Below are 25,527 nucleotides of genomic sequence, written 5' to 3'. Positions count from 1 at the left end.
AAAGCCCTTTTTGCACAGGGATAAACCGGTTACGTCGGCGGCATGAGCAGCCAGGCCGCTTCGAACGATCCCGCCGCCGCGACGGCGCCGCAACCCGTCTCCCGGTCGCTCTTCCTCTTTTCGATCTTCTATGGCGGCATGGTCTGCATTGCCGGAGTGCTCGGCGCGAAACAGGTGGCGATCGGACCTTTGGCCGTCGAGGCAGGTATCTTCGGATTCATCCTGCTCGTCATCATGGCCTCCGCCGTCGCAGAGCTTCATGGACGCGAGACCGCGGACCGGCTCGTCCGGATCGGCTTCGTGCCACTCATCGCCTCGATGCTGCTGATCCAGCTGGTTCTCGCGCTGCCGGCCGATCCTGGAATGTATCCGCCGCTGATGGAGGCCTTTCCGGTCGTGCTCGGGCAGAGCGCGCGGATGATGCTCGCCGGACTTGTCGCCTATGGCGTCTCGCAGACACTGAACGTGCTGATCTTCTCGAAGATGGCGCGCGGCGGAGGCAGGCTGGTCTGGTTCCGGGCGATGATCGCCGGAGTCGCCTCCCAGATCATCGACACGATCCTGTTCATCACCATCTCGTTCCTCGGCGAGCGGGAAATAGTCGATCTGATGCTCGGCCAGATGGCCGCGAAGATCGTCTTGTCCATCTTGCTCGTGCCGGCCCTGGTAACCGTCTTCGTGGCCTTCGGCCGGCGTCTGGACGCCCGCTAATGCGCCATCAGAAGCGGCACCGGCGCGTCGCGCAGCATGTCGCGGGTGGCGCCGCCGAGAAAGGCTTCGCGTAGGCGCGTATGGCCATAGGCGCCCATCACCACATAAGCCGCTGAAAGCGACGTCGCCGCCGCACCCAGGGCGGCCGCCGTGCTGCGTCCTTCCGCCGGCCACTCGAGCAGTTCCGGCTCAACTCCGTGGCGGGCGAGGTAGCGGGCGGCGTCGGTGGCCGGGAATTCGCGCTGCCCCTCGGTGACGGTGACGATGTTGACCGCGGACGCCTTCAACAGCATCGGCAGGGTCAGCCTCAGCGCATGCGAGGCTTCGAGCGAACCGTCCCAGGCCACCATCGCCGCCCCGAGCGCGTCGATTCCGCGGCTTGCCGGCGGGACCGCCAACACCGGCGACCGGGCATGGACGAGGACTTCCGCCGCAATCGACTGGGCGACTTGACCTTGCGCACCCTCCTGCTCGGGGCGGCTGAGCACGATCAGGTCGCACAAGCGGGCGCGGTCGACGATGAGCTGGCCGGGGGCGCCGTCGAACGGCAGCCAGTCCCAGCTGATGCCTTCGCCCCGCAGCCGGCCCTCGACCTCTTCGCGATGGGTGCCTGCCGCCTTCTGGACCTGCTCGATCACGGTGGGAAGCGCGTAGACCCCGCCGAACGGATCACCCATGATGAAGCTGTCATAGGGGGTCACCTGCAGGCAGGTGAGATGACCGCCGAACAGGCGTGTGACGTCGAGCGCAGCCTGAAATCGTGATTCCAGCCCGGGATCCCGGTTCGCATAGAGCAGCACGGATTTCATCGCGACCTCCTCTTCGCTTTCCCCTCTGCAAAGCATATCGGCCCGCTTTTGTTTCACCCCTGGACCGATGCCGGGCTGGAGGGTGACGGGACCCCGCTCTCATTCCCCCCAACTTCGGGCGACCACGCGCGAGGGCCGGAGGCGCGCGTCCACCAGGACCGTCTCGGCAAAGTCCGCGCCCATCTGCTCGACCCTGGTTTCGAGCGCGAACCAGCGGGTGCGCAATTGCAGCTGAAGCTCGACGTCGAGGGGCACCTCCAGATCGCGCATCGCCTCGATCTGCCAGAATTCGAGCTGGCTTTCCCATCCGTCCGCCGGCCGGCCTGCGAGGATCCGGCGCGCGCGTTCGACGTCCAGCTTGCCCGGGGCAAGCATCGCCAGAAGGGGCGCCTGCTCCGGCAGCAGAGTGTTGATGTTGATTGGCGATAGCTCGGCGCTGGGCAGCGCGCACAGCCAGGGCCGAAGCCGGACCATTATTTCCGGCGTCATTCCGGACAGATGGCGCAGCTCGCCGACGTCGGCGAACAAGGTATTGGCGGTCCGATATGGTGCGGCACCCGCGGCATAGGCAGCATCCTCCGCTCCCCCTGGACCGGGTACCGAATCGCTGTCCGCCCAGTCGGCGGCAGCCTCGGCGATGCGGTGCGCATCCCCTTCCGGCACGCCGAGCACCTGCATCAGGCCGACCATCTCGATCACGCCGGAATGGCGACGCACCAGCCGAGTGCGGGGATCGCCCTCGACTACGCTGTTGATGTTGAAGCAGTTGCCGCCGTCGCTCACGCTCACCCGCGCGATTCCCCCGCCCGGCAAGGCGACGTGACGAACCGCGCCATTCCAGCCGCCTGCGAGCGTGGTACGGTCCGGTCGCGCGGCGATCATGTCGTCAAGCGCGAGCATCGCCACCTGCTCGACTCCGGATGCATAGGCGCGGGCCTGGTCCAGCGCGACGCTGTTGGTCGCGATCGCGCGCGAGAGGCTGACCTTCTCGAGCGCAGCCGCCGCGATCGCGCCGGTCACGGCGACGAGCAGCAGCACCGCGAGCAAGGCCGCGCCGCGCTCGTGTGGAGGCACCGGCGCCTTCACGGCGATCCGGTCCCCACCAGGAACAGCTGGCGCACCGTTCCGTGCGGCTGGCTGGTGGTGACCATTTCCACCGCTCGCGGAAGATGCGAGCCGTTGGCGGGATCCCAGCGATCGTGCCACATCCCCTCATCGTCGCGATAGCGCAGTCGCAAGCCGCTCACGCCGTCGAGCAAGGTCACTGCGACCGGGGACCCGCCGCCGTCGACATGAGGATAGCTCAGCCGCTCCAGCCGAGCGTCGCGCAGGCGCCAGGCGACCCGCTGCAGCGCGGCGCCGTCGCCGCCGGCCCAGCCGCGACGCACGAACGCCATCAGCATAGGCTCTTCGCCATTGCCTCCGGCAAAAGCCCGCAGGGGACGGCCGTCGCGATCGCGATAGAGCCGCGGCGCAGCCTGGGCGAGATCGGCCGTGAGCAGGGCACCGGTGCGCCGCAGCTCTCCCAATTCGCCGAGCAGGCGGTCCGAAGCTTCCTGGGTACGCGCGGTGAGACCGAGCAGGGTTACTCCGGCCGCGGTCAGCAAGCCGAAGATGGACAAGGCGATCATCATCTCGACGAGGGTGAAGCCGGCGCTCGCTCCGATCCGCACGTTCATGTCCGGCCGCCGTCTCATAGCGACGCCCGGCGGAAGATGGTTAGGGCCGCACGGCCCGGGCCGCCGTCGGCCGGAGTCACGACGATTTCGATCTGCTGGATCCGTGCCTCCGGCGAGCGGGCCGTGTTTCGCGTCCAGAGCCAGCGGCGGCCCGCATTGACTGCCTCGCCGTTGAGGCTGCCGAAGGGCGGCGGTTCAGGATCGCTCAGCACCTCCACCGCCAGATTGCGTGCCACCATCTGGGCGAGCGCCTGGTCATGGAGACGCGCGCTGTTCGTGGCGGTCGCCCCGCCCAGGCGCAGCAAGGCAAGGGCCGCCAGGCTGAAGATGGCGAGGGCAACAAGCATCTCGATCAGGGTGAAGCCGCTTTCCGACGGGTTTGGCTCCCCTGGCCCGCCGGTCGCCGGGGAGACGAAGGGGTCAGCGCTGGACATGGATCTCGCCGTCGTGGCCGATTCGAACAGCCGCCTGGCGGCCGCCACGGCGCAACGTCAAATGGAGCGGATCGGCCAGCCCGGTGGAGTCGAAGCGGACCCTTCCGCGATCGTTCTCCGCAGTTTCCGCCTCTGTCCCCCGCACCCAGGCGTGGCGCGCCGCTTGAACCCACCGGCCTTCGCTTCGGCGACTTACGGCGTAGCCGGAGGCATCGACCACCAGCACGTAGGGCCGCGCCTCGACGATCGCAGAATCGCGCGCGGCCTTGGCCCGCGCTGCGAAGCGCTCGGCCTCGGCCTGGATGCTCCCGCCGGTGTCGGGCACCGCCAGCACGACGGCAGTTGCCGCAATGCCGATAATGACGATCACCACCATCAGCTCGACGAGGGTGAATCCGGCGCTTCGACGCGATGCCGGCTTCCGCCGACGCCCAGGAATCGCCTTCGCTCTCATCGTCCCCATTCCACCCGCGCCGGAGCGGGATTCAAGCGTCGAATCATGACAGATCCGCGTCCTGTGCCGGCGCGGACGAGGCGTTGCTGCCGCAAGGACGCAAATGCCCGTCGTAGAACCGCTCCAGCAGCCGTCCCGCCAACCGGTCTGCCTCGGCGCCGTCCAGGTCGACGATCTCCGATGTCCGGATCATCGATGCGCCGGCCGTGTCGACCAGCAAGGAGGCAAGCCCAAGCCCGCGCTGGAGCGGGCCTCGATTGATGCTGATCGTCTGTGCCTTGTCGAAAGGTATGATCCACAACCGACGCTTGAACAAGCCGTCGGAGACGAACAGGGCGTCCTCGCCAAGCGCGAAGCCATGCTTGCGCCAGCGCAGCGCCCCATAGAGAGCCGCGAGCAGCATCACTGCGGCAACCAGTCCGGCGCCCGGCGCCAGCCAGATGGCGATCGGGGCCGCCGCGACACCGACGACGAGCCAGGGAACGGCTCGGCGGAGCAACGCCCGGCGCGGGATCCGAACAAAATCGGACTGCGGCGGGGGCATCGGAAGGCCGGCCGCCGAGACAATCGGCTGCAACTCCTCCATTCGGGCGAACGGCGCGGCGGCCTGGACACCGCCTTCCTTCGTGTCTGCGCCCAGCGTCTGGAACGACAGGCTGAACCAGCCGAGCTGCCGGGTGACGGGGCCACTCTCGATCAAGGCGATCTGAATGCGGCAGATCGGAATTACCACCTCGGACAGCGTGAACAGGCCGCGTCGGCGGCGCAGCCCCCCTGCCCCGTTCACGGCGGCCGACCCGTCGCCGGCCTCGCCGGTCAGGGAAAGGCGAAAGCCGAAATCGCGGGCAATGGTACGCACCAGGCCGGAAACGATTCCGAGCAGGATGAGCAGGGGCGCGAGGATCAGGGTGGTGCGAAGGGTCAGATAGCCGGCGACCGCGCCGGCGCGCTGCGGATTGAACAATTCTTCCAGGTCGACGAGGTTGAACTGCTCCAGATTCTGGAGAACGGCCATGATCACCGCCAGAAAGAGCAGCGAGAAGTTGAACAGGCCTGAATGAAAGAGCCGCGCGAAGCTCATCGCGAATAGAAGCGGCTCCTCCTCCACCGCCCTGACGGCGGTCTCCCCATGTCCGCGACGAATATGATCGCGCAGCCGCTGGGCGTCGGCGAGCGAGATCATGTCGAGGTCGCCTTCGTCCGCGGCGGACCCGCCGGTTTCGATCTTCACCTTGGCGGTGTTGAACAAGCGGGCCAACAATCCCCGCTCGATCGCAATGTCCTGCACACGGGAGAAGGGAATGACTCGTCGCTGGCGCTGGAAGACTCCGCTTTCGATGACGATCTCGTTGGGCCTGACCGTGTAGCGGAACCGCCACCAGACGATGAGCGCGATCCCGACCCCGAGCAGCGCGGCGAGGACGGCCAGGAGCAGGATTCTGCCCCAGCCGTCGACCACCGCTGCATAGGCCGCGCCGCCTCCGAGGAGCTGCGGCACGAGTCGCAGCCACCGGGAAACCAGGGTGGCCGGATGGAGCCGTCTCGGCGCCGGGGCCTGCTCGGTCACATCGGGACGCCTTGCGCGGAGCCGTCCTCGGCGTGTCCGGCCGGCGCGGAAGCGATCTGGCCAAGCTCGTGGCGGATCTTCGCGCGTATGCGATCGCGCATCCGCTCGGCTTGCTCATGCGGGAGCCCGGGCAGCGGCACGGCCGCCCCTCGGGTGCCCGCGGTGTGAAGAATCAGTGTAGCGAGGCCGTAACGGCGCTCGATCGGGCCTTGGGCGACGTCGATATGCTGGACTCGCCCGAACGGGACGACGGTGCGGACGCGGATCAGGAGCCCGGATCCGATATGGAGTTCGTCCTCCTCCTCGCGATAGCCCCAGGCGCGGTATCGTCGCGGAGGAAGGATCGCGAGCAGGATCAGCGCCGCGGCCAGCACGACTGCCGTCGTCAAGCCGGGCGGCACGGGCGTCTGGCGCAGCGGACCGAAATCGAGCGCGGCGACGAGTGCTGTCAGCGGCAGCGCCGTGACCAGGCCGCGCAGCTGAAGCACGCGGATCTGGTTAGGATGAAGCGGCCTCAGGCTGTTTTCTTCCGGCCAGCCGATTGTTTGCATGATCCTGACGCCTTTTCGTTCAGCCGCGTGGTGACATTCCTTCCAAGACAGGGAAAGAGGGCCGTTGCCAATTGCGGAGTCGCCGATGTCGTCACGTTTATTTCTGCGCGCCGTGCTGACGGGGGCCATCGTCGTTGCAGCCGTCCTGCTCGCAATGATGGCATATCGGGCCCTTTCTCCCGAACCGCCGCAGCCCGGCGGCAATTTCGATCCTTCCAACTTCATCGCGTCCGCGCCTCAGCTCGATGCGCCCTATGTCGCCACCGACTATCAAGTGGTGGACGCCATGCTCGCCATGGCCCGAGTACGGCCCGACGAATATGTCATCGACCTCGGATCGGGGGATGGCCGCATCCTCATCGCGGCCGCACGCAGCCACGGCGCACGCGGCCTGGGGATCGAGATCGACCCCGCCCGAATCGCCGAGGCCAAGGCCAATGCGCAGGCGGCGCGGGTGACCCACCTGATCGAATTTCGCCGACAGGACCTGTTCGAGACTCCGTTGCAGGAAGCCGACGTCCTCACCCTCTATCTCACCCGCGAGGTGAACCTCCGGCTGCGCCCGCGTATCTTTTCTCAGATGCGGCCCGGCGCGCGCGTCGTCAGCCACGATTTCGACATGGGAGACTGGCGCCCGGATCAGCGCCAGCAGGTAGGATCGGCGACCCTGTACATGTGGTTCGTTCCGGCGCAGTTCGAAGGCCAGTGGCGGCTGGAGGTGGACGGACGGACAGCTACGCTCGACCTCGAGCAGAACTTTCAGAAGATCGAGGGCACGATCACCGGCGATGGCGGCACCAGTCGGGTCGAGCAGGGCCATGTCTACGGCCGCGTCCTCCGGTTCGTCGCCGACGCCGGCAATGGGCGGCGCGAATATCTGGGCAGGATCACCGACGACGGCCGGATCGTGCCGATCCGGGGCCAGACCGGCTGGCAGGCGGCAAGGGCGAGCTGAACCTTGCCATGCCACTGGCGCTGATCGGACTTGCACTTGCCTGGGGCGTGATGCTGCTGTTCGGCGCGATGGAGTTCGATCGCGGACTGCTGCTGTTCGCTTATGCCGGCGAACGCCCCGACCTTGCGCGGATGGCCCGGTGGGCGACCGAACTGGGCGGATGGACCGTCCTGGTCCCCGCCACCGCCTTCGGCTTCGGCATGCTGCTCGTTCGGCGCGAATGGAAGGCAGCCGCCTTGCTCGTCGCGGTCACCGCGTCCGGCCGCTTGCTTGTCTGGCTGCAGAAGGATTGGACGGCCCGGGTCAGGCCGGATGCGCAGGGACACCTCGTCCCGGTCGAATCGCTCGCTTTCCCCAGCGGCCATGCCGCCAATGCCACCATCGTCTGGCTTTGCCTGGCGCTGCTCCTCACGCGCTCCGCACGTAGCCGCGCCTACGCGGTATGGGCGGCGGTTTGGCTGGCGCTCGCCGTCGGCGTGTCTCGGGTGCTGCTCGGCGTCCACTGGCCGAGCGACGTCATTGGCGGCTGGGCTTTCGGCCTCTTCTGGACGCTCCTCCTTCTCCGCTTGTCGGGCCACCCGCTGGGCGAGGGAACGCCTCGCGCCGCAGCTCATTCTTTCTCCGAAGGAGACCCCACATGATGGACGACACCAAGCGCGCCGATAGCGCGCGCGCCCATGACGACCATGAGGTGATTAGCGAAGCGGAACGCGCCCCCGGCCACGGCGGCGCTTCCGGCGGGAACCTGCAGCGCGATGTCTCGTCCCGTGCCGAGGAGGAGCATGAGGTAGGCGGCGATACCGGGGTTACTCGCGTGCGCGCATCCGACAAGAAAGAGGAGGCGAACCTGCCCCGCTTCAACGACCGGTAGGGACCAGGGAAGGCCGTCGAGGTTAACCTATCCCTTCCGGCGGAGCACGAGCGACAGATTGTTCGCCGGCATCGGCAGGAGCCGCTCCAGCCCAAGTCCGTGGCTCTCGGCCTCGGCGGTCACTTGCTCCAGGTCGCGCAGGCCCCATTCCGCATTGCGTTCCTTCAGACTCTGATCGAACGCCTCGTTGCTTGGAGCGGTGGGGACATCCGCCTGGCGGTAAGGGCCGTAAAGGTAGAGCGGCGCGCCCGCGCCGAGCATCCGCCCGGCACCGCGCATCAGACCCTGGGTCGCAGACCATGGGCTGATATGTACCATGTTTATGGCGAGGATCGCATCGGCCCGTGCCAACGGCCATTCGATCGCCCGCGCGTCGAGCGACACCGGCGGAAGCAGGTTGAACAGCCCGGCTTCGGCGCGCCAGGCCTCGATCGACCGCAGGGCCGTCGGCTCGGGATCGCTCGGCTGCCACAGCAGCTGCGGAAAGGCCCGGGCGAAGTGCACGACATGTTCCCCGGTGCCGCTGGCGATTTCCAGGACGAGGCCGCGCGGCGGCAGTATCTCCCGCAGGACGTCGGCGATCGGCCCGGCGTTGCGGGCGACGTGCGGGGCGGATCGACGATGGTCGGTGATCGAACGGCTCCCTCGATTGCGCGCAACTCCTTGGCAGAGGCCGCCCCGAAAGGCGATCCTTCCCTCCGAATGGCTGCTCGTCAGCGTCGTCTGCTTGGGCTAGCTTCAATCCGGCAAGCGGGAGTCGGCATGAAGATCGAGGAGGACAGCGCGCAGGTCAGATTACCGCCGCCCCTCCTTTATCTCGGTTTCCTTCTGCTTGGCTTCGTCGCGGAGCTCGGTATCGACCTGCGGACGCTTGGAATCGGCAGCATGTTGCGTTGGGGGGCCGGCGCGCTCCTGTTCGCAGGCGGCGTTGCCCTGGTCGCGTCTGCGATCGGCCTGTTCAAGCGGGCGGGCACGCCAGCGCCGCCGTGGACGACAACCACCGGGATCGTCACGACCGGCGTTTACGGCCACACCCGCAACCCGATGTACATCGGTATGGCGCTGATCTACGCGGGTCTTGCCGTCGGCCTGGACGGCCCGATCGCACTGATCCTGCTTCCCTTGGTCATGGTGATCATCCGCACGCAAGTAATCGCCCGGGAGGAGCGTTACCTGGACGCGAAGTTCGGGCAGCAATATCGTGCCTACAAGGCGCGGGTAAGGCGCTGGCTCTAGGCTCGGGAGGACATCGATCCGGCGCCTTCGGAGTCCCTTCTCGCCTGTCAGGGTCTGCCATTCTACTCCGCGGCCTGCGCCGGGTCCGGCTCCCTGTAGACCAGCACGGGCTTTCTCGCTGCCAGCGTCTCGTCCAGCCGGCGGCGCGGCGCGTGGATCGGGGCGGCCTTGAGGCTCGGATCGCCCGCTTTCGCCCGCTCCGCCACGTTCCGAAGCGCGCCGATGAACTGGTCGAGCGCTGCCTTGCTTTCCGTCTCGGTCGGCTCGACGAGCATCGCGCCGTGCACGACCAGCGGGAAGTACATCGTCATCGGATGATAGCCCTCGTCGATCAGCCCCTTCGCGACGTCGAGCGTGGTGAGTCCCTCGGCAAAGCCTTTATCGCTGAACAGGGCCTCGTGCATGCATGGTCCGCTCGCCCCGAACGGCGCTTCGAGCACGTCCTCGAGGCTGCGCAGTACATAATTGGCATTGAGAACCGCATCTTCGGCAACCTGCCGCAGGCCGTCTGCGCCGTGGCTCAGAATATAAGCGAGCGCCCGGGTGAACATGCCCATCTGGCCGTGAAAGGCGGTCATTCGGCCGAAGCTGCGGGAATGATGCTCGTCCGCATTCTCCTCTTCGACCAGGACGTAGCGTTCGCCCTCATCCGCCTGGATCCTTTCGACAAAGGGTAATGGCGCAAAGGGGGTCAGCGCCTCGGAGAAGACGACCGGACCGGCGCCCGGGCCACCGCCGCCATGCGGGGTCGAGAAGGTCTTGTGCAGGTTGATGTGCATCGCGTCGATGCCGAGGTCGCCGGGTCGAACCCGGCCGACGATCGCATTGAAGTTGGCGCCGTCGCAATAGACCAGCCCGCCGGCAGCGTGCACCGCCGCGGAAATGGCGATCATGTCGGGCTCGAACAGGCCGCACGTATTGGGGTTGGTGATCATCACGCCGGCGACGTCCGGCCCCAGCCGCGACTTCAGGGCATCGAGATCGACCCGGCCGGCCGCATTGGCGGGGATGTTCTCGACCCGATAACCGGCGAACGCGGCTGTGGCGGGATTGGTGCCGTGCGCGCTCTCCGGGACGAGGATTACCTCGCGCATGTCGCCGCGTGCCTCGAGCGCCGAGCGGATGGCGAGCAGGCCGCAAAGTTCCCCGTGGGCCCCAGCCTTCGGGCTCATCGCAACGCTGTGCATGCCGGTGAGCCGGACCAGCCAGGCGCCAAGATCGGAGATTACGGCAAGCGCCCCCTGGACGGTGTCGACCGGTTGAAGCGGATGCAGGTCGGCAAAGCCCGGCAGCCGCGCCACCTTCTCGCAAAGCCGCGGATTGTGCTTCATCGTGCAGCTGCCGAGCGGGAAGAGCCCGAGGTCGATCGCGTAATTCTGCCTGGACAGGCGGGTATAGTGACGCACCGTTTCCGGCTCCGAAAGGCCGGCGAGGCCGATCGGACGGCGGCGCTCGAGGCCGCCGAGACGAGACTCGCGGCCGGGACCGGCCGGATCGAAGTCGACGCCGGTCGTCTGTGTGTCGCCGATCTCGAACAGGAGCGGCTCATCGAGCATCAGGGCACGGTTGCCGGTCCAGGTCGTCCCGGTCACGGCACCGGCGGTTTCGGGCCGGGTCGGACGGCCTTCGCGATTCATGGTCATCGGCGGGGTTCCTGGCGGGAGCAAATGGGGCGGAGGCGCGGCGCAAGCGGAATCATTTCAGCGCCTCCGTCAGCGCCTGCTCGAGCGCGGCGACGTCCTCGTCCGTGACCGTCTCGGTGACCGCAACGACGAGGCCGTTGGCAAGGGTCTGGGCGCCCGGATAGAGGCGGCCAAGCGAGACGCCCCCAAGCACGCCCGCCTCCGCCATCGCGCGCACCACCGGCCGAGCTTCCGTGGCAAGATTCAGCGTGAACTCGTTGAAGAAGCTATCATTCACCAGCTCGACGCCTGGAATGGACGACAAGCGGAGCGCCGCCTTGACGGCGCCGGCGTGGTTCATTTCCGCCAGCGCCCGCAGCCCCTTCTCTCCGAGCAAAGTCATATGGATCGAGAATGCAAGCGCACATAGCCCGCTATTGGTGCAGATGTTGGACGTCGCCTTCTCGCGCCGGATATGCTGCTCGCGGGTCGACAAGGTGAGGACGAAACCGCGCTTGCCTTCCGCATCCACCGTCTCGCCGGCGAGGCGGCCCGGCATCTGGCGGACGAATCGCTCCTGGCAGGCAAACAGGCCGACATAGGGACCGCCGAAATTGAGGCCGACTCCGATAGACTGGCCTTCGCCGACGACGATGTCGGCGCCCATCTCTCCCGGCGAGCGGATCGCGCCTAGCGCCACCGGCTCGGTGACCACCGCGATGAGCAGAGCGCCCTGGGCATGCACCCGGGCCGCCAGCTCCGAAAGGTCTCCGATCCGGCCCAATATGTCGGGATATTGCACGACCACGGCGCTGGTCTCGCCATCGACCGCTTCGATCAGCCGCATCGTATCCGGCTCCGGCGTGAGCTCCGGCAACATCGTTTCCAGCAGATCGCCGGTAAAGCGCGCCATCGTCCTCGCCACCGAGACGTAATGCGGGTGCAGCCCGGAGGAGAGGATCGCCTTGCCGCGGCGGGTGATCCGCCGGGCCATGGCGATCGCCTCCCAGCAAGCGGTCGAGCCGTCATACATGGAAGCGTTGGCGACGTCGCAGTCGTAGAGCCGAGCCACCTGGGTCTGGAACTCGAACAGGACCTGGAGCGTGCCCTGGGCGATCTCGGGCTGGTAGGGCGTGTAGCTGGTCAGGAACTCGCCCCGCTGGATGAGGTGGTCGACGCTGGCCGGGATGTGGTGTCGATAGGCGCCGCAGCCGAGAAAGAACGGCCCCTGCCCCGCGACCATGTTTCGCCCGGCCAGGCTCCCCAGGTGACGCTCGACGGCCAGTTCGCTGGCATGATCCGCGAGGCCTTCGATCTTCGCCGGGAGGCGGGCAGGCGCAGGAACGTCGACGAACAGATCGTCGATCGTCGCGGCGCCGATCTTGGCAAGCATCGCGGCGCGATCGCCTTCGGAGAGGGGCAGGTAACGCATTCAGATCACCTTCTTCCTGTACTCCCGGCCGCGAGGCGATGGAGAGGAGGATTTCTTCTCCCTCGCCGGAGGCGCGCTTCGACCGGGACAAAGTCGAACTTTCACTCGGGCTTCTTCATTCGGAAACGCAGCCGGACGTAGTCGGCGAACCATGTGCCGTCGGAGCGGCGAAGGTCGGACGAAAGGCGTCGCTCGACGGCGGCGGCGACAGAGTCGCGCTCGGCCTCAGGGACGCCGGCCATGTCCAGGAGCCCCGCGCGGAAAGTCCTCACCCAGGGCGCGATACCTTCGGGCAGCGGGGTGGGCCGGGCGATGAGCTCGGCTTCGATGGCGGCAAAGCCGGCATCGGCATAAACGCGCCGAAATGCCTCGACCGAGGCATACCATTGGGTCTCGGCTGCTGGCATGGCGTAGCCGCGACCGATCAGCTCGTCGCGAAGAGCCTCGCGCATTCGGGCCAGATTGCCCTCACCGCCCATCTCTCCGACGAAGCGGCCACCGGCACTGAGCACCGCGAACACGCCGCGAGCCACCGCTGCGGCATCGAGCATCCAGTGCAAGGCCGCGTTGGAAAAGACCGCGTCGAAGCGGCCATACCATTCAACCTGGCCCTCCAGCCCAAGGGCCTCCGCATCGGCAACGAACGCGTCGATGCCCCGCGCCCGCGCCGCCGCGACCATATCGGGTGAGGAATCGAGACCAACCACCCGCGCACCCGCCTCGGCGATGCGCGCAGTGAGCACGCCATCGCCGCAGCCGAGATCGAGGACCAACTCGTCCGAGCGCGGAGCGAGCAGGTCCAGCGCCGCGTCGCCGAGAGCCGGCACGAAAGCGCCGTGGCGGCCATAATCCGACACGTTCCAGCGGGAAGCCGCATTCACCATTGCAGCCGCTCCGAAGCCGGGTTGTTGAAGGGGCCGCGCGCGCTCATTGCTGGTCGCAGAAGGCCTTGTACTGCTCGGCGTTCATGAGGTCGTTGATCTCGTGAGTGTCGGCGAGGCGGATCTTGAAGAACCAGCCCTCTCCTTCCGGATCGCTGTTGACCAAGGCCGGATCGTCCACGAGGGCCTGGTTGCCCTCGATCACCTCGCCGCCGACTGGCGCATAGACGTCCGACGCCGCCTTGACCGATTCCACCACTGCCGCCTCGCCTCCACGAGCCAGATGGCGGCCGGCATCGGGAACTTCGACGAAGACGACGTCGCCGAGCTGACCCTGCGCGAAATCGGTGATCCCGACCGTGGCGATATCGCCGTCGACCCGGATCCACTCATGCTCCTTGGTGTAGTAGACGCTCATAGACCGGCTCCCTTGCGATGGTAGCGGTGGGGGACGAAGGGCATGGGGACGACCCGCCCGGTGAAGATCCGGCCGCGCTGGGCAAGCGAGACCGCCGTGCCCGGCGCCGCCTCGGCGATGGGCACATAGGCCATGGCAATCGGCGCCTCGAGCGTGGGCGAGAAGCCGCCGCTCGTCACCTTGCCGACCTCGTTTCCTTCTGGATCGACGACCAGCGCGCCCTCGCGGACCGGCTGGCGGCCGTCGATTGCGACGCCGACGCGCTTGCGGACCGGACCTTCCGCGAGTTCCCGGGCGATTCTGTACCAGCCGCGAAAACCGCCCGCCTCGCGTCGGCGTTTCGCCAAGGCGAAGGCCAGATCGGCCTCTACGGGCGTGGTGGTCAGGTCGAGATCGTGGCCGTAGAGCGGAAGCCCCGCCTCGAGCCGCAGCGAATCGCGCGCGCCGAGCCCGATCGGCTTCACCTCCGGCTGGTCGAGCAGCAGATCGGCGAGCGCTTCGACCGAGCCGGCCGGCGCCGAAATCTCGAAGCCGTCCTCCCCTGTATAGCCGGACCGGCTGATCCAAGTCCGGATTCCGGCGATGGTGAAGGCGTCTCCCGTCATGAAGGTGAGGTTGGCGACCTCGGGGACAAGGCGGCCCAGCGCCTCGGCTGCCTTGGGACCCTGCAGCGCCAGCAGCGCCTGCTCCTTCATATGATCGAGCACGACGCTCTGCGGCAAATTGCCCCGGAGCCACTCGATGTCGCCCTCTTTGGTGGCGCCGTTGACGACCATGTAGAAATGGTCACCGCGGCGAGTGACCATCAGATCGTCTATGATTCCGCCGTCGTCGGTCAGCAGCATCGAATATTTGGGGCGCCCCTCCTTCAGCAAGGCAAGGTCGGCGGGAAGCAGCGCCTCGAGCGCCTTCTCGACGCCGGGACCGGCGATGAGGAGCTGGCCCATGTGGCTGACGTCGAACAGGCCGGCGGATTCGCGGGTCCAGCGGTGCTCGGCCAGGATGCCTTCATATTGGATCGGCATCGCGTAACCGGCGAACGGCACCATCCGCGCGCCGAGGCGCCGGTGCCACGCGTCGAGCGGCAGGAGATTTCCGGAATCGCTCATCACCAGTCTCCAGCGAGCGGGGGCTCGTCGGCGCCTCGCGGCGCCTTCTTCCAGCACCCCCTCTGTCACCGGGACCTGAGAGCTTTCGTCCGCCGCCGAAGCTAGATCGGACTTACCCCTTCGGTGGCCCGCCCCGACCAATGGCCAAGGCGAACGCTTTCCAGAGTGTCGTGGGCCGGCGGTCCTTCTGCCTGAGAGATTCCGGGGCGGTTGCTCCTTCGGCGGCGGCACGGGCCTCTCGGTCCGGCCGCGCTCTCCCGCTGGCCCATCGGCGGTTGCCCGCCGAAGACACCGGTGCTGTGACCGCTCGTTGGATCCGAGTCAATCGGTCGTTTCGTAGGTTTTCGGAGAATTTCCTAACGAATTGTAAGCGTTACTGACGGTTCGACTTGAACATCGCCGCGCTGAACACACTATCCAGGGATCGTCACTTCGACCGGGCATGTTCTTGGGGCCAGGTTCGCTGGAGTTCCTCGCGAGGCGGAGAAAGCGCAAGGAGGGCCGCACCTCTTCCCCAGATCGCCCCGCAAGGATCCGAAGCTCGCCCACAAGCGAAATCTGAACCCGCTCTCGACGCTGGCATGGGGGAGGCAGGAGAGGAACAGAATCGACCGGAGGTCGATCAGCGCGTGGCGTTGTAGCGCAACTGCTCTTCGTCGAGCGCGAAGCCGATCATCAGCTCGAAGGTAGCCCGATCGACCGCGGCGCGCACGGCGGGATCGGCCATCGGGTCGAGCGCGGCCTGCGGGTCGCCGGCGCGGCGTTCCCGGGTGATCTGGCGGCGTATATCCTCAGGCAAAGTCGCGGCCGAGCGGAGCACCTGGGATGTCGCCGTGCCGGACGAGCTCGCGCTGTATTGGCCGTCCTCGAAGCGCAGACCGATGCGGCTGACCTTCTTGGAGACGACATTGTCGCCGCTCTGAACGACGGTGGCGAAATAGGGCAGCACCACCTCACGCGGACCGCGATTGTCGCGCCGCTGTGCGTGAACGTCGAAGGTGGCGTGGGTGACGATATACTCGCCGGTCTCGTCACAGGTGCTGCGCAGGTTGGTGATCGTGGCAACCACGTCGATCGCGCTGGCGTCGCGGCTCGTGGGTGGGTTGAACAGGGTGATGTCGCCCGCCGGCGCCGGAATCGCGACCGCCGGGCAGGCCGTGTAGGTGGTCAGGATCCCCGACTGATAGATGTCACCCTGGCGCGCGCAACCGAGCAGGCCGAGGGAGAGCAGGACGGCGACGGCCGCTTTCGATCTGGACAGGCGCAAGGGATCCTCGAACTTCAGGTGGCGGTTGCTTACATGCCCCCTAGGACAGGCAAGGGATCATAGGAAGCGGGTTTCGTGCAAGCAAGCAATCCGGTAGAGCGCCGGCCAATGCCAGACGCCAAGCCTCCTCTGACGCTGCTGATCGCCGCGCCGCGCGGCTTCTGCGCGGGCGTCGATCGCGCCATCCGCATCGTCGAGCTGGCGCTCGAGCGCTACGGGGCTCCGGTCTATGTTCGCCACGAGATTGTCCATAACAAGTTCGTCGTCGAGGCGCTGAAGACGAAGGGCGCGGTGTTCGTTCCCGAGCTGGACCAGGTGCCGGACGGCGTGCCGGTCGTCTTCTCCGCCCACGGCGTTCCCAAGGCCGTGCCCGCCAAGGCCGAGGCACGTGGGCTCGATTATATCGACGCCACCTGCCCGCTCGTCTCCAAGGTCCATCGCCAGGCCGAGCGCCACATCGAGAAGGACCGCCATATCCTGTTCATCGGCCATGCGGGCCATCCCGAAGTGATCGGGACGCTTGGCCAGGTCCCCGCCGGCAGCATCACCTTGATCGAGACCCGAGCCGACGCAGAGGCGGTGATTCCTGCCGATCCCGAGCGGCTGGCCTTCCTGACACAGACGACCCTCTCCGTCGACGACACCGCCGAGATCGTCGACATATTGCGTCGACGCTTTCCGTCGATCGAGGCGCCAAAGCGCGAAGACATCTGCTACGCGACGTCGAACCGGCAGGCAGCCGTCAAGGCGATCGCCGGGCGCTGCGATGCAATGCTGGTAATCGGCGCGCCCAACAGCTCGAATTCGGTGCGCCTCGTCGAGGTCGCCGAACGTGAGGGAACTCGGGCCCGACTGGTGGGTCGCGGCAGCGACATCGATTTCGACTGGCTTGGCGATGTCCGAACCCTCGGCATCACCGCCGGCGCCTCCGCGCCCGAGGTGCTCGTACGCGAAGTGGTCGACGCGATCGCGCAGAGGTTCGAGATTGAAGAGGCGCCCGTGGACGGCGTCGAGGAACGGATGACGTTCAAGCTCCCTGCCGGCCTGGCCGCCTGAGGCTCACCCGCTGCACGTGACCGACGTCGAGATCTTCACCGATGGCGCCTGCAAGGGTAATCCCGGGCCGGGCGGTTGGGGCGCCGTGATCCGGTCCGGCGCGCACGAGAAGGAAATCAGCGGCGGAGAGCCGCTCACGACCAACAACCGAATGGAGCTGCTCGCGGCGATCCGCGGCCTGGAGGCGCTGAAGCGTCCGTGCCGCGTCGCGCTGTACACCGACAGCATCTACGTGCGGGATGGAATCACCAAATGGATCCATGGCTGGCGCCGCAACGGCTGGAAGACCGCAGCGAAGAAGGACGTGAAGAATGCCGACCTGTGGCAGGAGCTGGTCGAGGCCGCGGCACCTCACCAGGTGGAGTGGCATTGGGTGAAAGGCCATGCCGGCCATCCGGAGAATGAGCGCGCCGACCGGCTGGCCTGTGATGCAGCCGGAGCGGCGGCGCGCCGTTGAACGCCCCGGCGGCTCGCGGCCACAGGCCGCGATCGAAACATTCGGCGCCGTCTCGCGCTGCCCAGGACCGGCCGCTCCGCATAGCAACTTCTGGGGCGTGATCCGACGGAATCGGATCACGCCTGAACCAGACGAATTGCGGTTCTTCTGTGCCTAGCTGCCGGTCCCGGCGTTTCGCTAGAACCTCGCCCGGATCCCCGCATATACGGCGCGGCGCTCGATCGGGTAGAAGATCCTTGCGGCAGGATCGGCGGCAATCGTGGCGGTGATATCGCCGATCGCGTCGGTGCCGGTGAGATTGCGGGCGTCGAGGAACAGGCTGAGCCCGTCGCGCCATTCGGCCTCGGCGCTGACGCCGATCGCCGCATAGCCATCCACCCGGAGCTGGTTCGCATAATCGGCCCACGCGCCCTCCGGCACCCATTCCAGCACCGGAGCGACGTGAAGTCGCTCGCTGCCGAGTCTGAGTTCGGCGCGATAGAGGTGCTTCGCGACAACCGGCAGGCGGTTGTCACCGTAGTGAGGGTCGTTCCTGAAACGGAAGCCGTTATACTGGTAGACCTGACGCAGCCGCGCCCAGGAGGCCAGGTCGAGATCGATCCCGGCTTCGATGCCCTGGTGGCGCGTGCGCTCGGCATTGAAGGTCGGGGCCGGGATGTCCGGTCCGATCTCGAATTGGAGCAGTTCGCCCCGAACGTCCGAGCGGTAGAGACTGACGTCGAACCGAGCGACTCCGACACGACCTCGCGCCCCGATCTCCCAGGTCCAGGCGCGCTGCGTCTTGAGCGGCACGAACCCCGCCACCTGCGCCAGCTCCATGAAACCGGGCATTTCGTGCGAACGGCTGTAATTCCCATAGAGCTCGACGTCCGCGCTGGGCGCCCAGATGAGGCCGAACCGCGGGGAGAATTGATCGTCCGCGAAGCGGCCGCTTGTTCTCGCTGGAAACCTCTGCTCCTGCGCACGCCGGCCGTGACTGAAGACGCCGCCGGCGATCAGGCTGAGTCGCCCGATCCGGTACCGGCCCTCGCCGTAGAGATCGACCGTCTCCGCCCGCTGGTCGGCCTCGAAGGTGCGCGCGCCGGGACGCCCATCGACGTTTGCGTAACGCTGCGCAGCGACCCTCCCGAAGCGCGCGGCACCGCCGAGGGTAAGTTCGAAGGGTCCCCGGACGAGATCGACGCGGGTGAACAGGCCCCAGTCCGTCGAGACCTGATCCACCACCTGAAAGATCGGGTGGTCAAGGGCCTTGAAGTTCGCGAAGCCGCCAAACTCGATCGTGCCGGAGCCGAGCGCGACGCGAGTCCGATTCTGCAGGCGGATCGAATCCACGTTTCGCTGGTAGTCGCCGACAGAATTGCCGGTGCGCGGCCGTTCCAGCGCGTCGGCGAGGGCGAGTCCGCCCGGAAGCTCCTGCCGAAGGCGCTGGGCGCTCGCATGGAATCGCGTTTCGACCGTGCCGGAGAGACGAAGGCCCACATTGCCGTGGAATCGCAGCGCCTCGCGGTCGGCATGGTCGCGGTCGCCATCCGATCCGTCACCGGCAAGCGCCAGCCAGGCGTCGCCGATTTCGTCGGAATAGCCGTAGGTAACGGCCCCACGCAGCGTGTCGAAGCTGCCGCCGTCGAGGCGCAGCGAGACTCCGCGGGCGGAGCGGCCGTTTGGGGTGATCGCGTCAATGCCGCCCCCCAGCGTGGTCCCACCGAAGCGCAGAGCGCTTGCGCCGCGATAGACCTCGATATGCTCCATGACGGTTGGGTCGAGTTCCTCGAAGTCGCCACTGCCATCCGCCAGGTTGATGGGAATACCGTCCTGGTGCAGGGCCAGGCCGCGCAGATGGAACCCGCGGCTGACGCCCGATCCTCGGATCGACAAGCGCACTTCCTGGCCATATCGCGGCTGGGCGTAAACGCCGGGCGAAAAGGCCAGGGCGTCGCGCAGCGAGACCGCCACCTTGTTCTCATAGTCGGCTGCCGCCACGAAGTCGGCTCCGCCCGGTCGTCGGCGAACCTCCTTCTCTCTCTCGGTAACGTGTCGACCGGTGACGACGATGGCCTGATCGGCGGCATGAGCCGGCGCCTGCAAGGCACCAGCAAGGACGGGCGCGCACAAGGCGGCGCCCGCGAACAGCGAAAATCGCATGGATCATCTTCCTGAAATCGATGCGGCCGCGACCGACGCGGCCGGTTTCACCGGGATTCCCGGTGCACGGCGATATCAGGCGTGAAGCGGTGGGCCTGTAGCCGGCGGCGGAGGCGCCGGCAGGCCGCGGCCGACGGCCCCCATCAGCGCAGGTGGAAGCGCTTCGGTCGATGCCGGGGGCGGCGGTGGTGACGCGAAAGCCGCAGGCCCAGCCCAGGCCGGAGCGAATGCGGCAAAGGTGCAGGGCTGGTCCTTGGCGGAGCCCTCATCCTTGTCGCGATGTTCCGCGGCACCAGCGAGCGCTGCGTCAAGCAGTTCGCGAGCAGCGCGCAACTCTTCGGGCGCGCCGCCCGGCATCCGGCCGGAGCAGAGCTCGAGGACGAAGCCGTCCCCGCTGCTGGCCGGCATCCAACCGGCCGGGATCAGCCCGCGCAGCAGCAGCGCGCAGCCGATCAGGAGAAGCAAGGGGCCGATCGGCTTCCGCGGTCCGGAACGGGTCACGCGCGCCGCTTAGCGCCCAGGTCCGGCTACGACAATCGGCGGGCCGCTTCCGTCGTCGCCAGGAAGCGATTGCGCTTCGTGGCAGTCATGGGCGGACCGCCCGAACATCAGCCGATCTAGGTTGCTGCCGCGTCGCTCGGCTGCGGGCAGCGCGCCACGATGCCGTCAATCCGTCGTGAACGTCGCCAGCGGAGGGTCCACTGCCGCGCTGCGACGAAGTGAAGGAGGGACTCGACGGAGGTCGCGTCTGGAGTCGATATGGTGAAACCTGGAGGAGCGGATCGATGGTGCTTCATTATCTGAAACTGGCGCTGCGACTGCTCGTCGCTGACCGGTGGTTCAGCCTGGTCAACCTTGGGGGGTTGGCGCTTGGCCTGGCGAGCGTTCTGCTGATTGGCCTCTACGTGCGCTACGAGCATAGCTACGACACCTTCCTCCCGAAAAGCGAGAACCTCTATCGCGTGGACACGGTCGAGACGGTGCCGGGACACGACAGTATCGAGATCGCGCTTGCGCCCGGGCCTCTCGCTGGCGCGCTCGAGACGGAGTTTCCGCAGATCGAGGCGATCACCCGCGCCTTCCGGACCGAAGCCGATCTGCTGCGGGAGAACCAGCGCTTTCCCGAGCGGATCCTTGCCGCCGACCCGGATTTCTTCTCCGTGATCGGCCTGCCATTCGTCGCGGGCTCGCCGGAGCGGGCGCTCGACGGAAGCCGTTCCGTGGCGATCAGTCAGCGTGCCTCGGAACGACTGTTCGGCGACTCATCAGCGATCGGGCGCGTCGTCACGATCGCGGCACCGGAGCCGCGGGACTTCATCGTCAGCGGCGTGTTCGAGACCATCCCCGACAATAGCCACATGGCCTTCGACGTCGCGATTCCGCATGCCGCCTTCTTCGGCGCCGGCAGCGACGCGACGATGGCGATCCCGGACAGCTGGGCCGGCGCCTACTTCCACACCTATGTGCGGCTGCGGCCCGGCGCACGGCCCGAGGACGTAGAGCGCCGGCTGCCGGCGCTGGTCGACCGAAGCCTTCCCGCGGCGCTCCGGGAGGCGATCAGCACGCCACCCCACGAACTCTTCCAATTCCGCTTCGTGCCCGTTCGGGACGTCCATTTCGAAGGTGCCGCAATCGAGGCGATGCGTCCGCCCTCCAGCCGCACCACCGTCGTCGCCTTGTCGGCGGTAGCCGCTCTGATCTTGCTGGTCGCCTGCATCAACTTCGGCAACATCCTCGCCGCGCGCGCGAGCTTGCGCACCCGCGAGGTCGCCCTGAGGAAAGTGGTGGGGGCGAAGCGCCGCGACATCATACTTCAGTTCCTGCTCGAGGCGCTGCTGATCGCCGGCATTGCCGGAATGGTTTCCGTCGCCTTGGTCGAGATCGCCCTCCCTTATATCGAGTCCAGGCTGGGGCTACCCGCAGATTATCTGCGGCCCAACATCGCCTCCGTCTGGGCGGGCGTTGCCGCGCTCATCTTCGCGACCGCGGCCGCGGCAAGCGTGTACCCTTCCCTGCTGATCGCGCGGATCATGCCTTCCACGGCGCTCAGCCGCGAGTTCGCGCGGCGATCGGGCGGCCGGTTCCGCACGGCGTTGCTGGTGCTTCAATTCGCCATCTCGATCGGCCTGGTGGCGGTGACCATCACCATGTCCATGCAGTGGCGCCTCACGCGAGAGATGGACATCGGCTTTGACCGCGCCGACCTCGCCGTCATTCGCATGCCCGATGGCCCACGGCAGGCGATCGACGCCCGCGCCTTTGCCGACGCACTTGCCCGCCACCCGGACGTGCGCGGCGTTTCCCTTTCCTCGGCCGTTCCTTCCGATACCTCCGAGGACAATCTCACCATTCGGTTCGGCGGCCAGAGCCGCCCGGTACAGCTCGGATACCACAGGGTCGATACCGCCTTCTTCGAGACTTACGGGGTCGCGCCCCTCGCCGGACGGACCGCGTCGCAGGAACGCGCGTCACGCTCCGAACCGGACCGGCAGGGCGACACGGCCGGGACGCGACCCGTAGTGCTCAACCACTCGTCCCTCGATCGCCTCGGCCTCAGTCGGCCGGAGGAGGCGATCGGCCAAATCCTCCAAGGCAGCGAGGTCGCCTATGAGGTCGTGGGGGTCGTCCCCGATCTCCATTTCCGGTCGCTCCACGCACCGATCAGGGACGAGATATATCTCCTGGACGACCAGGCCGGCGGCAACATCTCGGTCCGGATCCAGCCAGGCAGCGCGGAGCGCTTCGGCGCGTTCGCCGATCGTCTGTGGCGCGAGCGCGTCCCCGGTCACCCGATCGAGCGCGCCTTCCTCGCCGACCTGATCGGCGACCTCTACGCGAAGGAAGCGAGGCAACTCGCCCTGCTCACCTTCTTCTCCGCCTTGGCCATCATTCTGTCCTGCCTCGGCCTGGTCGCCATGGCGGCATTCTCGCTGCAACGGCGCACCAGGGAGATCGCGGTGCGCAAGGTGCTTGGCGCACGCACGCGCGACATATTGAGGCTCCTCATGTGGGACCTCCTCAGGCCGGTTATGCTGGCGAGCCTCATCGCCTGGCCCATCGCCTGGTACGTCGCCCGAGACTGGCTGAACAATTTTTCCTACCGCATCGACATGCCGCCGCTGGCCTTCGTTTCGGCAAGCTTGGTGGCTGTCCTCCTGGCCGCAGCCGCGGTCGCTGCGCACAGCGTCAGGACCTCTCGGCTGCATCCCGCTACGGCGCTGCGGCGGGAATGAGCGGAGAGGCAGTCTAGCCGAGGAAGCGCTCGGCAAGATAGGGGGCAGGATCGATGTGCGACACCATCGGATCCGGCTCCCGGCCAAGCAGCAGCGCCGCTGCCATTCTCGACGCGGCCGGGGCGGTCTGGATGCCGAAGCCCCCCTGGCCGGCGCACCAGAAGAAGTCGCGGCCGCTCGGGCTGAAGCCGTAGACAGGGGCTCGGTCCCGGGCAAAGCTTCTCAGGCCGGCCCACGCCCGCTCGACCCGATCGACCCGCCAATCCACCACCCGCTGCAGCCGGTCGATGGCGAGCGCCACATCATATTCCTCCGCTGCGCAGTCGCCCGGATCGCAGGGCGACTCGTCATGGGGGCTCAGCCATAATCGCCCGCCCGTCTCGGGCTTGAAGTAGAATTCATGCTGCGCGTCGATGACGAGCGGCAATGTCCCGGGAGCCGGGGGATCCACCCGTAGTTGGACGAGAGTGCGGCGATAGGGCTGAATGCCCACCGGTCGCTCGCCTGCCGTGCGCGCCACCTCGTCCGCCCAGGCACCGGCGGCGTTGACGAGAATGCCGGCCTCGAAGGTGCCGGCCCTCGTCTCGATCCGCCATCGCCCGCGGTCCCGCTCGGCGTGCTCGACGCGAGCGTCGGCGACCAGTTCCGCCCCGAGGGAGCGAGCGCGCCTCAGATAGGCGGCGTGAAGGGCGGCCACGTCGATATCCGAGCAGCTTGGCTCACTCAGCCCCTCGTCCCAGCCGGTGCGGAGGCCCGGCACGGCGACAAGAAGATCCTGCCGGCCGAGGCGCTCGAGCGATACGGGCGAGCTTGCGAATTCCGCCGCGAAGGCGTTGAGCCTCGCCTTCCCGGCCGCGTCCGCGATGTGCAGCGCGCCGCGCGGACCCAGAAAAGGCGCATCCGAAAAATCGGACGGCGGGTCGGCAAGAAACGGGCCCGAGGCGCTGGTCAGCGGCTGCACCAGTGGCCCGCCATAGGTCTCCGACCAGAAGGCCGCCGACCGCCCGGTGCTGTGATAGCCCGGCAGGCTCTCTCCTTCCAGGATCAGCACCGATGCGTCGCCCGCAATCTCCGCCGCAAGGCTTGCACCAGCCATTCCGGCGCCGATAACCGCAACGTCCACGCGGCGGATCACGAGGGCTCTGCCCCGGCATGCGCATCCAGGAAGCCGTCGATCCTCGCCACAGCGTCGAGCCGGATCCGGTCGGCCTCTCGCAGGACTTCATGGCCGGCGTCGGGATACATCTTGAGCTCGGCGCCGGGCAGCCGCGCCGCGACCTCGCGGATCGCCTGCGCGCTCACCAGCCGATCGCGGTCGGTGCCGATCAGCAGGATGGGCAGTTTCACCGCGCCGAGGCGGTCGGGCGCGAAAGCAGCGGCGGAACGATAGGCGGCGCGGAGCCAGCCCCAGGTCACTCCGCCGAGATTGAAGCCCGGCTCACGTTCCCACCACCAGAGCTCGTCCGAATAGCGTTCGGGACAAGTGGTGAGGATACGGTGCCGTCCGGAGCCCGCGGCGAGGCCTCCCGGCGGAGCTTTCCAGACCGTCCGGTCGCGCCATCCCAGCAGGCACATCGTGTCGGCGACAGAAGGGGCGATGGATTCGGGCAAGGGCGAACTGTTGACCCGGATCATCGGCGCCACCAGCACGGCGGCGTCGATCGGCGGCAGGCGCTCGACAACGGTCCTCAGCAGCAAATGTCCGCCCATCGAATGACCAACGGCGACGTGCGGCCCGGGCGAATCGGACGCCCAGTCGCGGATCAACGCGTCGAGGTCGGCCACCAGAGGATCGAAGCTGAACGCGGCGGGCATCGGTTCGCCGGCCTGCGACCGGCCCTGCCCGCGCCAGTCGAACGCCATGACATTCCAGCCTGCCCGATGCCAGTGGGCGTAGATCTCCAGATATTTCTCGATGAAGTCGCCGCGCCCGCCGGCGAACAGCAGGCTGCCGCGAGGTGCCACGCCGGCCGGCTGGAGCCAGTCCATTCGCCGCAGCACCCAGTCGTCCGGGGCGTGCCAATCCGAAAAGACCGCGCCGGCGGGATGGCTGCGCCGGAGATTCGTGCCGGCAGGATCGGTGAAACTTTCGTTGACCACGACGCCGCGGTTACGGTTTTGAAAGCAAGCCCGTCTAGTGGCCTCTCGCGATGGGGACGGGGTTCGCCTGGATTTTGCTGTCACTTCTGGCGCTGATGCTGCTCGCGGCATCGGCGTCGGACTTGCGCACGCGGACCATTCCCAACAGCCTCGTCGCCGCAATCGCCCTGCTCGCACCGGCCTTCTGGTGGGCGACGGGACTGCCGTTCTGGCCCGATGCGGCGCTGCAGGCGGGCGTCGCCTTGCTCGTTTTCGCTCTGTTCGCCGCGGCCTTCGCGATCGGCGCGATGGGCGGAGGCGACGTCAAGTTGATCGGGGCCCTGGCGCTGTGGCTGCCCTGGCAGGCGGTGTTGATGCTTCTCGTCATCATGTCGCTGGCCGGCGGCGCGCTGACCGCGGCGATGCTGATCCGCCAGCGGCTGGCCCGAAGCAAGGCGCCGATCGAAGTGCCCTACGGAGTTGCCATAGCATTCGGCGGATTATGGCTGATTGCCCAACGTTTTCTTTACCATTTTGGCTGATGAGGGCGGCTCGATCCTTTCA

The 25,527-nt window shown here is 67.3% G+C and carries 27 protein-coding genes and 1 riboswitch; of the genes, 9 read left to right on the top strand and 18 right to left on the bottom strand.

What is annotated here, in order from left to right; genetic code table 11:
* The first annotated feature begins 42 nt into the window (after positions 1-42).
* Positions 43-711: a queuosine precursor transporter gene (locus EKM57_RS04570; RefSeq protein WP_129791291.1), complete on the top strand. Its 669-nt coding sequence runs from the start codon at positions 43-45 to the stop codon at positions 709-711.
* Here the strand turns inward: EKM57_RS04570 and EKM57_RS04565 are convergent.
* From EKM57_RS04565 to EKM57_RS04535, 7 genes are all read right to left on the bottom strand, one after another.
* Positions 708-1,520, bottom strand: coding sequence for a universal stress protein (locus tag EKM57_RS04565; protein ID WP_165357170.1), 813 nt, complete (start codon positions 1,518-1,520; stop codon positions 708-710). The genes EKM57_RS04570 and EKM57_RS04565 overlap by 4 nt on opposite strands.
* A gap of 99 nt (positions 1,521-1,619) precedes the next feature.
* Positions 1,620-2,594 (bottom strand): type II secretion system minor pseudopilin GspK, encoded by a 975-nt coding sequence (gene gspK, locus EKM57_RS04560; protein ID WP_243450885.1) that lies wholly within the window; start codon positions 2,592-2,594, stop codon positions 1,620-1,622.
* 8 nt (positions 2,595-2,602) lie between these two features.
* On the bottom strand, positions 2,603-3,199 hold the full coding sequence (gene gspJ, locus EKM57_RS04555) for a type II secretion system minor pseudopilin GspJ (protein ID WP_243450884.1): 597 nt from the start codon (positions 3,197-3,199) through the stop codon (positions 2,603-2,605).
* A gap of 14 nt (positions 3,200-3,213) precedes the next feature.
* Entirely contained in the window at positions 3,214-3,633 is a 420-nt protein-coding gene (gspI, locus tag EKM57_RS04550) for a type II secretion system minor pseudopilin GspI (RefSeq protein WP_129791287.1), read from the bottom strand.
* A complete protein-coding gene (locus EKM57_RS04545) occupies positions 3,620-4,087 on the bottom strand; it encodes a GspH/FimT family pseudopilin (protein ID WP_129791286.1) in 468 nt (155 codons plus the stop codon). Before EKM57_RS04545 ends, gspI begins: the two co-directional genes overlap by 14 nt.
* A 43-nt stretch (positions 4,088-4,130) precedes the next feature.
* Positions 4,131-5,654, bottom strand: a complete 1,524-nt coding sequence (locus EKM57_RS04540) for a PH domain-containing protein (RefSeq protein WP_129791285.1) — start codon at positions 5,652-5,654, stop codon at positions 4,131-4,133.
* Positions 5,651-6,205 (bottom strand): PH domain-containing protein, encoded by a 555-nt coding sequence (locus EKM57_RS04535; RefSeq protein WP_129791284.1) that lies wholly within the window; start codon positions 6,203-6,205, stop codon positions 5,651-5,653. Before EKM57_RS04535 ends, EKM57_RS04540 begins: the two co-directional genes overlap by 4 nt.
* Before the next feature lie 85 nt (positions 6,206-6,290).
* Between EKM57_RS04535 and EKM57_RS04530 the strand changes: the two genes are divergently transcribed.
* From EKM57_RS04530 to EKM57_RS04520, 3 genes are read left to right on the top strand one after another with little or no spacing between them, the layout of a single operon-like run.
* On the top strand, positions 6,291-7,160 hold the full coding sequence (locus tag EKM57_RS04530) for a class I SAM-dependent methyltransferase (RefSeq protein ID WP_129791283.1): 870 nt from the start codon (positions 6,291-6,293) through the stop codon (positions 7,158-7,160).
* A gap of 8 nt (positions 7,161-7,168) precedes the next feature.
* On the top strand, positions 7,169-7,801 hold the full coding sequence (locus tag EKM57_RS04525) for a phosphatase PAP2 family protein (protein WP_129791282.1): 633 nt from the start codon (positions 7,169-7,171) through the stop codon (positions 7,799-7,801).
* Complete coding sequence (locus EKM57_RS04520) at positions 7,798-8,031, top strand: hypothetical protein (protein ID WP_129791281.1); 234 nt, start codon at positions 7,798-7,800, stop codon at positions 8,029-8,031. The genes EKM57_RS04525 and EKM57_RS04520 overlap by 4 nt, the downstream gene beginning before the upstream one ends.
* A gap of 27 nt (positions 8,032-8,058) precedes the next feature.
* Here EKM57_RS04520 and EKM57_RS04515 read toward each other — a convergent pair whose 3' ends face one another.
* Positions 8,059-8,664 (bottom strand): DUF938 domain-containing protein, encoded by a 606-nt coding sequence (locus tag EKM57_RS04515; protein WP_129791280.1) that lies wholly within the window; start codon positions 8,662-8,664, stop codon positions 8,059-8,061.
* Positions 8,665-8,793: 129 nt separating this feature from the next.
* On the opposite strand from EKM57_RS04515, the gene EKM57_RS04510 reads away from it, so the two are divergent.
* Positions 8,794-9,267: an isoprenylcysteine carboxylmethyltransferase family protein gene (locus EKM57_RS04510; protein WP_129791279.1), complete on the top strand. Its 474-nt coding sequence runs from the start codon at positions 8,794-8,796 to the stop codon at positions 9,265-9,267.
* A 62-nt stretch (positions 9,268-9,329) separates the two neighbouring features.
* Here EKM57_RS04510 and gcvPB read toward each other — a convergent pair whose 3' ends face one another.
* The 6 genes from gcvPB to EKM57_RS04480 all read right to left on the bottom strand — a co-directional run bounded on the left by gcvPB (position 9,330) and on the right by EKM57_RS04480 (position 15,996).
* Complete coding sequence (gene gcvPB, locus EKM57_RS04505; protein ID WP_129791278.1) at positions 9,330-10,910, bottom strand: aminomethyl-transferring glycine dehydrogenase subunit GcvPB; 1,581 nt, start codon at positions 10,908-10,910, stop codon at positions 9,330-9,332.
* 52 nt (positions 10,911-10,962) lie between these two features.
* A complete protein-coding gene (gcvPA, locus tag EKM57_RS04500) occupies positions 10,963-12,321 on the bottom strand; it encodes an aminomethyl-transferring glycine dehydrogenase subunit GcvPA (RefSeq protein ID WP_129791277.1) in 1,359 nt (452 codons plus the stop codon).
* A 101-nt stretch (positions 12,322-12,422) separates the two neighbouring features.
* On the bottom strand, positions 12,423-13,205 hold the full coding sequence (locus EKM57_RS04495) for a trans-aconitate 2-methyltransferase (RefSeq protein ID WP_129791276.1): 783 nt from the start codon (positions 13,203-13,205) through the stop codon (positions 12,423-12,425).
* A gap of 43 nt (positions 13,206-13,248) precedes the next feature.
* Positions 13,249-13,620 carry a glycine cleavage system protein GcvH gene (gcvH, locus tag EKM57_RS04490; protein WP_129791275.1) on the bottom strand — a complete coding sequence of 124 codons (372 nt, stop codon included), beginning with the start codon at positions 13,618-13,620 and terminating at the stop codon, positions 13,249-13,251.
* Positions 13,617-14,729 carry a glycine cleavage system aminomethyltransferase GcvT gene (gcvT, locus tag EKM57_RS04485; RefSeq protein ID WP_129791274.1) on the bottom strand — a complete coding sequence of 371 codons (1,113 nt, stop codon included), beginning with the start codon at positions 14,727-14,729 and terminating at the stop codon, positions 13,617-13,619. The genes gcvH and gcvT overlap by 4 nt, the downstream gene beginning before the upstream one ends.
* A gap of 169 nt (positions 14,730-14,898) precedes the next feature.
* Positions 14,899-14,999: riboswitch (glycine riboswitch) on the bottom strand.
* A 352-nt stretch (positions 15,000-15,351) separates the two neighbouring features.
* Positions 15,352-15,996 carry a hypothetical protein gene (locus EKM57_RS04480; RefSeq protein WP_371414116.1) on the bottom strand — a complete coding sequence of 215 codons (645 nt, stop codon included), beginning with the start codon at positions 15,994-15,996 and terminating at the stop codon, positions 15,352-15,354.
* A gap of 108 nt (positions 15,997-16,104) precedes the next feature.
* Here EKM57_RS04480 and ispH point away from each other — a divergent pair, with 108 nt between their 5' ends.
* Together ispH and rnhA are read left to right on the top strand one after the other, a co-directional pair.
* The gene (ispH, locus tag EKM57_RS04475) at positions 16,105-17,052 is read left to right on the top strand and encodes a 4-hydroxy-3-methylbut-2-enyl diphosphate reductase (RefSeq protein WP_129791273.1); all 948 of its coding nucleotides are present in this window, start codon (positions 16,105-16,107) and stop codon (positions 17,050-17,052) included.
* Between the two features lie 16 nt (positions 17,053-17,068).
* Entirely contained in the window at positions 17,069-17,509 is a 441-nt protein-coding gene (gene rnhA / locus EKM57_RS04470; RefSeq protein ID WP_129791272.1) for a ribonuclease HI, read from the top strand.
* A gap of 177 nt (positions 17,510-17,686) precedes the next feature.
* Here the strand turns inward: rnhA and EKM57_RS04465 are convergent, their stop codons facing one another.
* Together EKM57_RS04465 and EKM57_RS04460 are read right to left on the bottom strand one after the other, a co-directional pair.
* A complete protein-coding gene (locus EKM57_RS04465) occupies positions 17,687-19,651 on the bottom strand; it encodes a TonB-dependent receptor domain-containing protein (protein WP_129791271.1) in 1,965 nt (654 codons plus the stop codon).
* Positions 19,652-19,726: 75 nt separating this feature from the next.
* The gene (locus EKM57_RS04460) at positions 19,727-20,152 is read right to left on the bottom strand and encodes a hypothetical protein (RefSeq protein ID WP_129791270.1); all 426 of its coding nucleotides are present in this window, start codon (positions 20,150-20,152) and stop codon (positions 19,727-19,729) included.
* 284 nt (positions 20,153-20,436) lie between these two features.
* Between EKM57_RS04460 and EKM57_RS04455 the strand changes: the two genes are divergently transcribed.
* Positions 20,437-22,884 carry an ABC transporter permease gene (locus tag EKM57_RS04455; RefSeq protein WP_129791269.1) on the top strand — a complete coding sequence of 816 codons (2,448 nt, stop codon included), beginning with the start codon at positions 20,437-20,439 and terminating at the stop codon, positions 22,882-22,884.
* A 13-nt stretch (positions 22,885-22,897) separates the two neighbouring features.
* Here the strand turns inward: EKM57_RS04455 and EKM57_RS04450 are convergent, their stop codons facing one another.
* Together EKM57_RS04450 and EKM57_RS04445 are read right to left on the bottom strand one after the other, a co-directional pair.
* Positions 22,898-24,016: an FAD-binding oxidoreductase gene (locus EKM57_RS04450; protein ID WP_129791452.1), complete on the bottom strand. Its 1,119-nt coding sequence runs from the start codon at positions 24,014-24,016 to the stop codon at positions 22,898-22,900.
* Complete coding sequence (locus tag EKM57_RS04445) at positions 24,016-24,984, bottom strand: alpha/beta fold hydrolase (protein WP_165357169.1); 969 nt, start codon at positions 24,982-24,984, stop codon at positions 24,016-24,018. Before EKM57_RS04445 ends, EKM57_RS04450 begins: the two co-directional genes overlap by 1 nt.
* A gap of 50 nt (positions 24,985-25,034) precedes the next feature.
* Here EKM57_RS04445 and EKM57_RS04440 point away from each other — a divergent pair, with 50 nt between their 5' ends.
* Entirely contained in the window at positions 25,035-25,505 is a 471-nt protein-coding gene (locus tag EKM57_RS04440; protein WP_129791267.1) for a prepilin peptidase, read from the top strand.
* Positions 25,506-25,527 lie beyond the last annotated feature (22 nt).

It is taken from the genome of Sphingosinicella sp. CPCC 101087, assembly GCF_004151485.1.
Lineage (GTDB): Bacteria > Pseudomonadota > Alphaproteobacteria > Sphingomonadales > Sphingomonadaceae > Allosphingosinicella.
The sequence above is the reverse complement of the archived record's forward strand: the minus strand, read 5'-3'. Positions and strand labels throughout refer to the sequence as shown.

Coding starts and splice junctions, on each gene's coding strand:
- EKM57_RS04570 (WP_129791291.1), top strand. CDS start 43: ATGAGCAGCCAGGCCGCTTCGAACGATCCCGCCGCCGCGACGGCGCCG.
- EKM57_RS04565 (WP_165357170.1), bottom strand. CDS start 1,520: ATGAAATCCGTGCTGCTCTATGCGAACCGGGATCCCGGGCTGGAATCA.
- gspJ (WP_243450884.1), bottom strand. CDS start 3,199: ATGAACGTGCGGATCGGAGCGAGCGCCGGCTTCACCCTCGTCGAGATG.
- gspI (WP_129791287.1), bottom strand. CDS start 3,633: ATGTCCAGCGCTGACCCCTTCGTCTCCCCGGCGACCGGCGGGCCAGGG.
- EKM57_RS04545 (WP_129791286.1), bottom strand. CDS start 4,087: ATGAGAGCGAAGGCGATTCCTGGGCGTCGGCGGAAGCCGGCATCGCGT.
- EKM57_RS04535 (WP_129791284.1), bottom strand. CDS start 6,205: ATGCAAACAATCGGCTGGCCGGAAGAAAACAGCCTGAGGCCGCTTCAT.
- EKM57_RS04530 (WP_129791283.1), top strand. CDS start 6,291: ATGTCGTCACGTTTATTTCTGCGCGCCGTGCTGACGGGGGCCATCGTC.
- EKM57_RS04525 (WP_129791282.1), top strand. CDS start 7,169: ATGCCACTGGCGCTGATCGGACTTGCACTTGCCTGGGGCGTGATGCTG.
- EKM57_RS04520 (WP_129791281.1), top strand. CDS start 7,798: ATGATGGACGACACCAAGCGCGCCGATAGCGCGCGCGCCCATGACGAC.
- EKM57_RS04510 (WP_129791279.1), top strand. CDS start 8,794: ATGAAGATCGAGGAGGACAGCGCGCAGGTCAGATTACCGCCGCCCCTC.
- gcvPB (WP_129791278.1), bottom strand. CDS start 10,910: ATGACCATGAATCGCGAAGGCCGTCCGACCCGGCCCGAAACCGCCGGT.
- gcvPA (WP_129791277.1), bottom strand. CDS start 12,321: ATGCGTTACCTGCCCCTCTCCGAAGGCGATCGCGCCGCGATGCTTGCC.
- EKM57_RS04495 (WP_129791276.1), bottom strand. CDS start 13,205: ATGGTGAATGCGGCTTCCCGCTGGAACGTGTCGGATTATGGCCGCCAC.
- gcvH (WP_129791275.1), bottom strand. CDS start 13,620: ATGAGCGTCTACTACACCAAGGAGCATGAGTGGATCCGGGTCGACGGC.
- gcvT (WP_129791274.1), bottom strand. CDS start 14,729: ATGAGCGATTCCGGAAATCTCCTGCCGCTCGACGCGTGGCACCGGCGC.
- ispH (WP_129791273.1), top strand. CDS start 16,105: ATGCCAGACGCCAAGCCTCCTCTGACGCTGCTGATCGCCGCGCCGCGC.
- EKM57_RS04465 (WP_129791271.1), bottom strand. CDS start 19,651: ATGCGATTTTCGCTGTTCGCGGGCGCCGCCTTGTGCGCGCCCGTCCTT.
- EKM57_RS04455 (WP_129791269.1), top strand. CDS start 20,437: ATGGTGCTTCATTATCTGAAACTGGCGCTGCGACTGCTCGTCGCTGAC.
- EKM57_RS04440 (WP_129791267.1), top strand. CDS start 25,035: ATGGGGACGGGGTTCGCCTGGATTTTGCTGTCACTTCTGGCGCTGATG.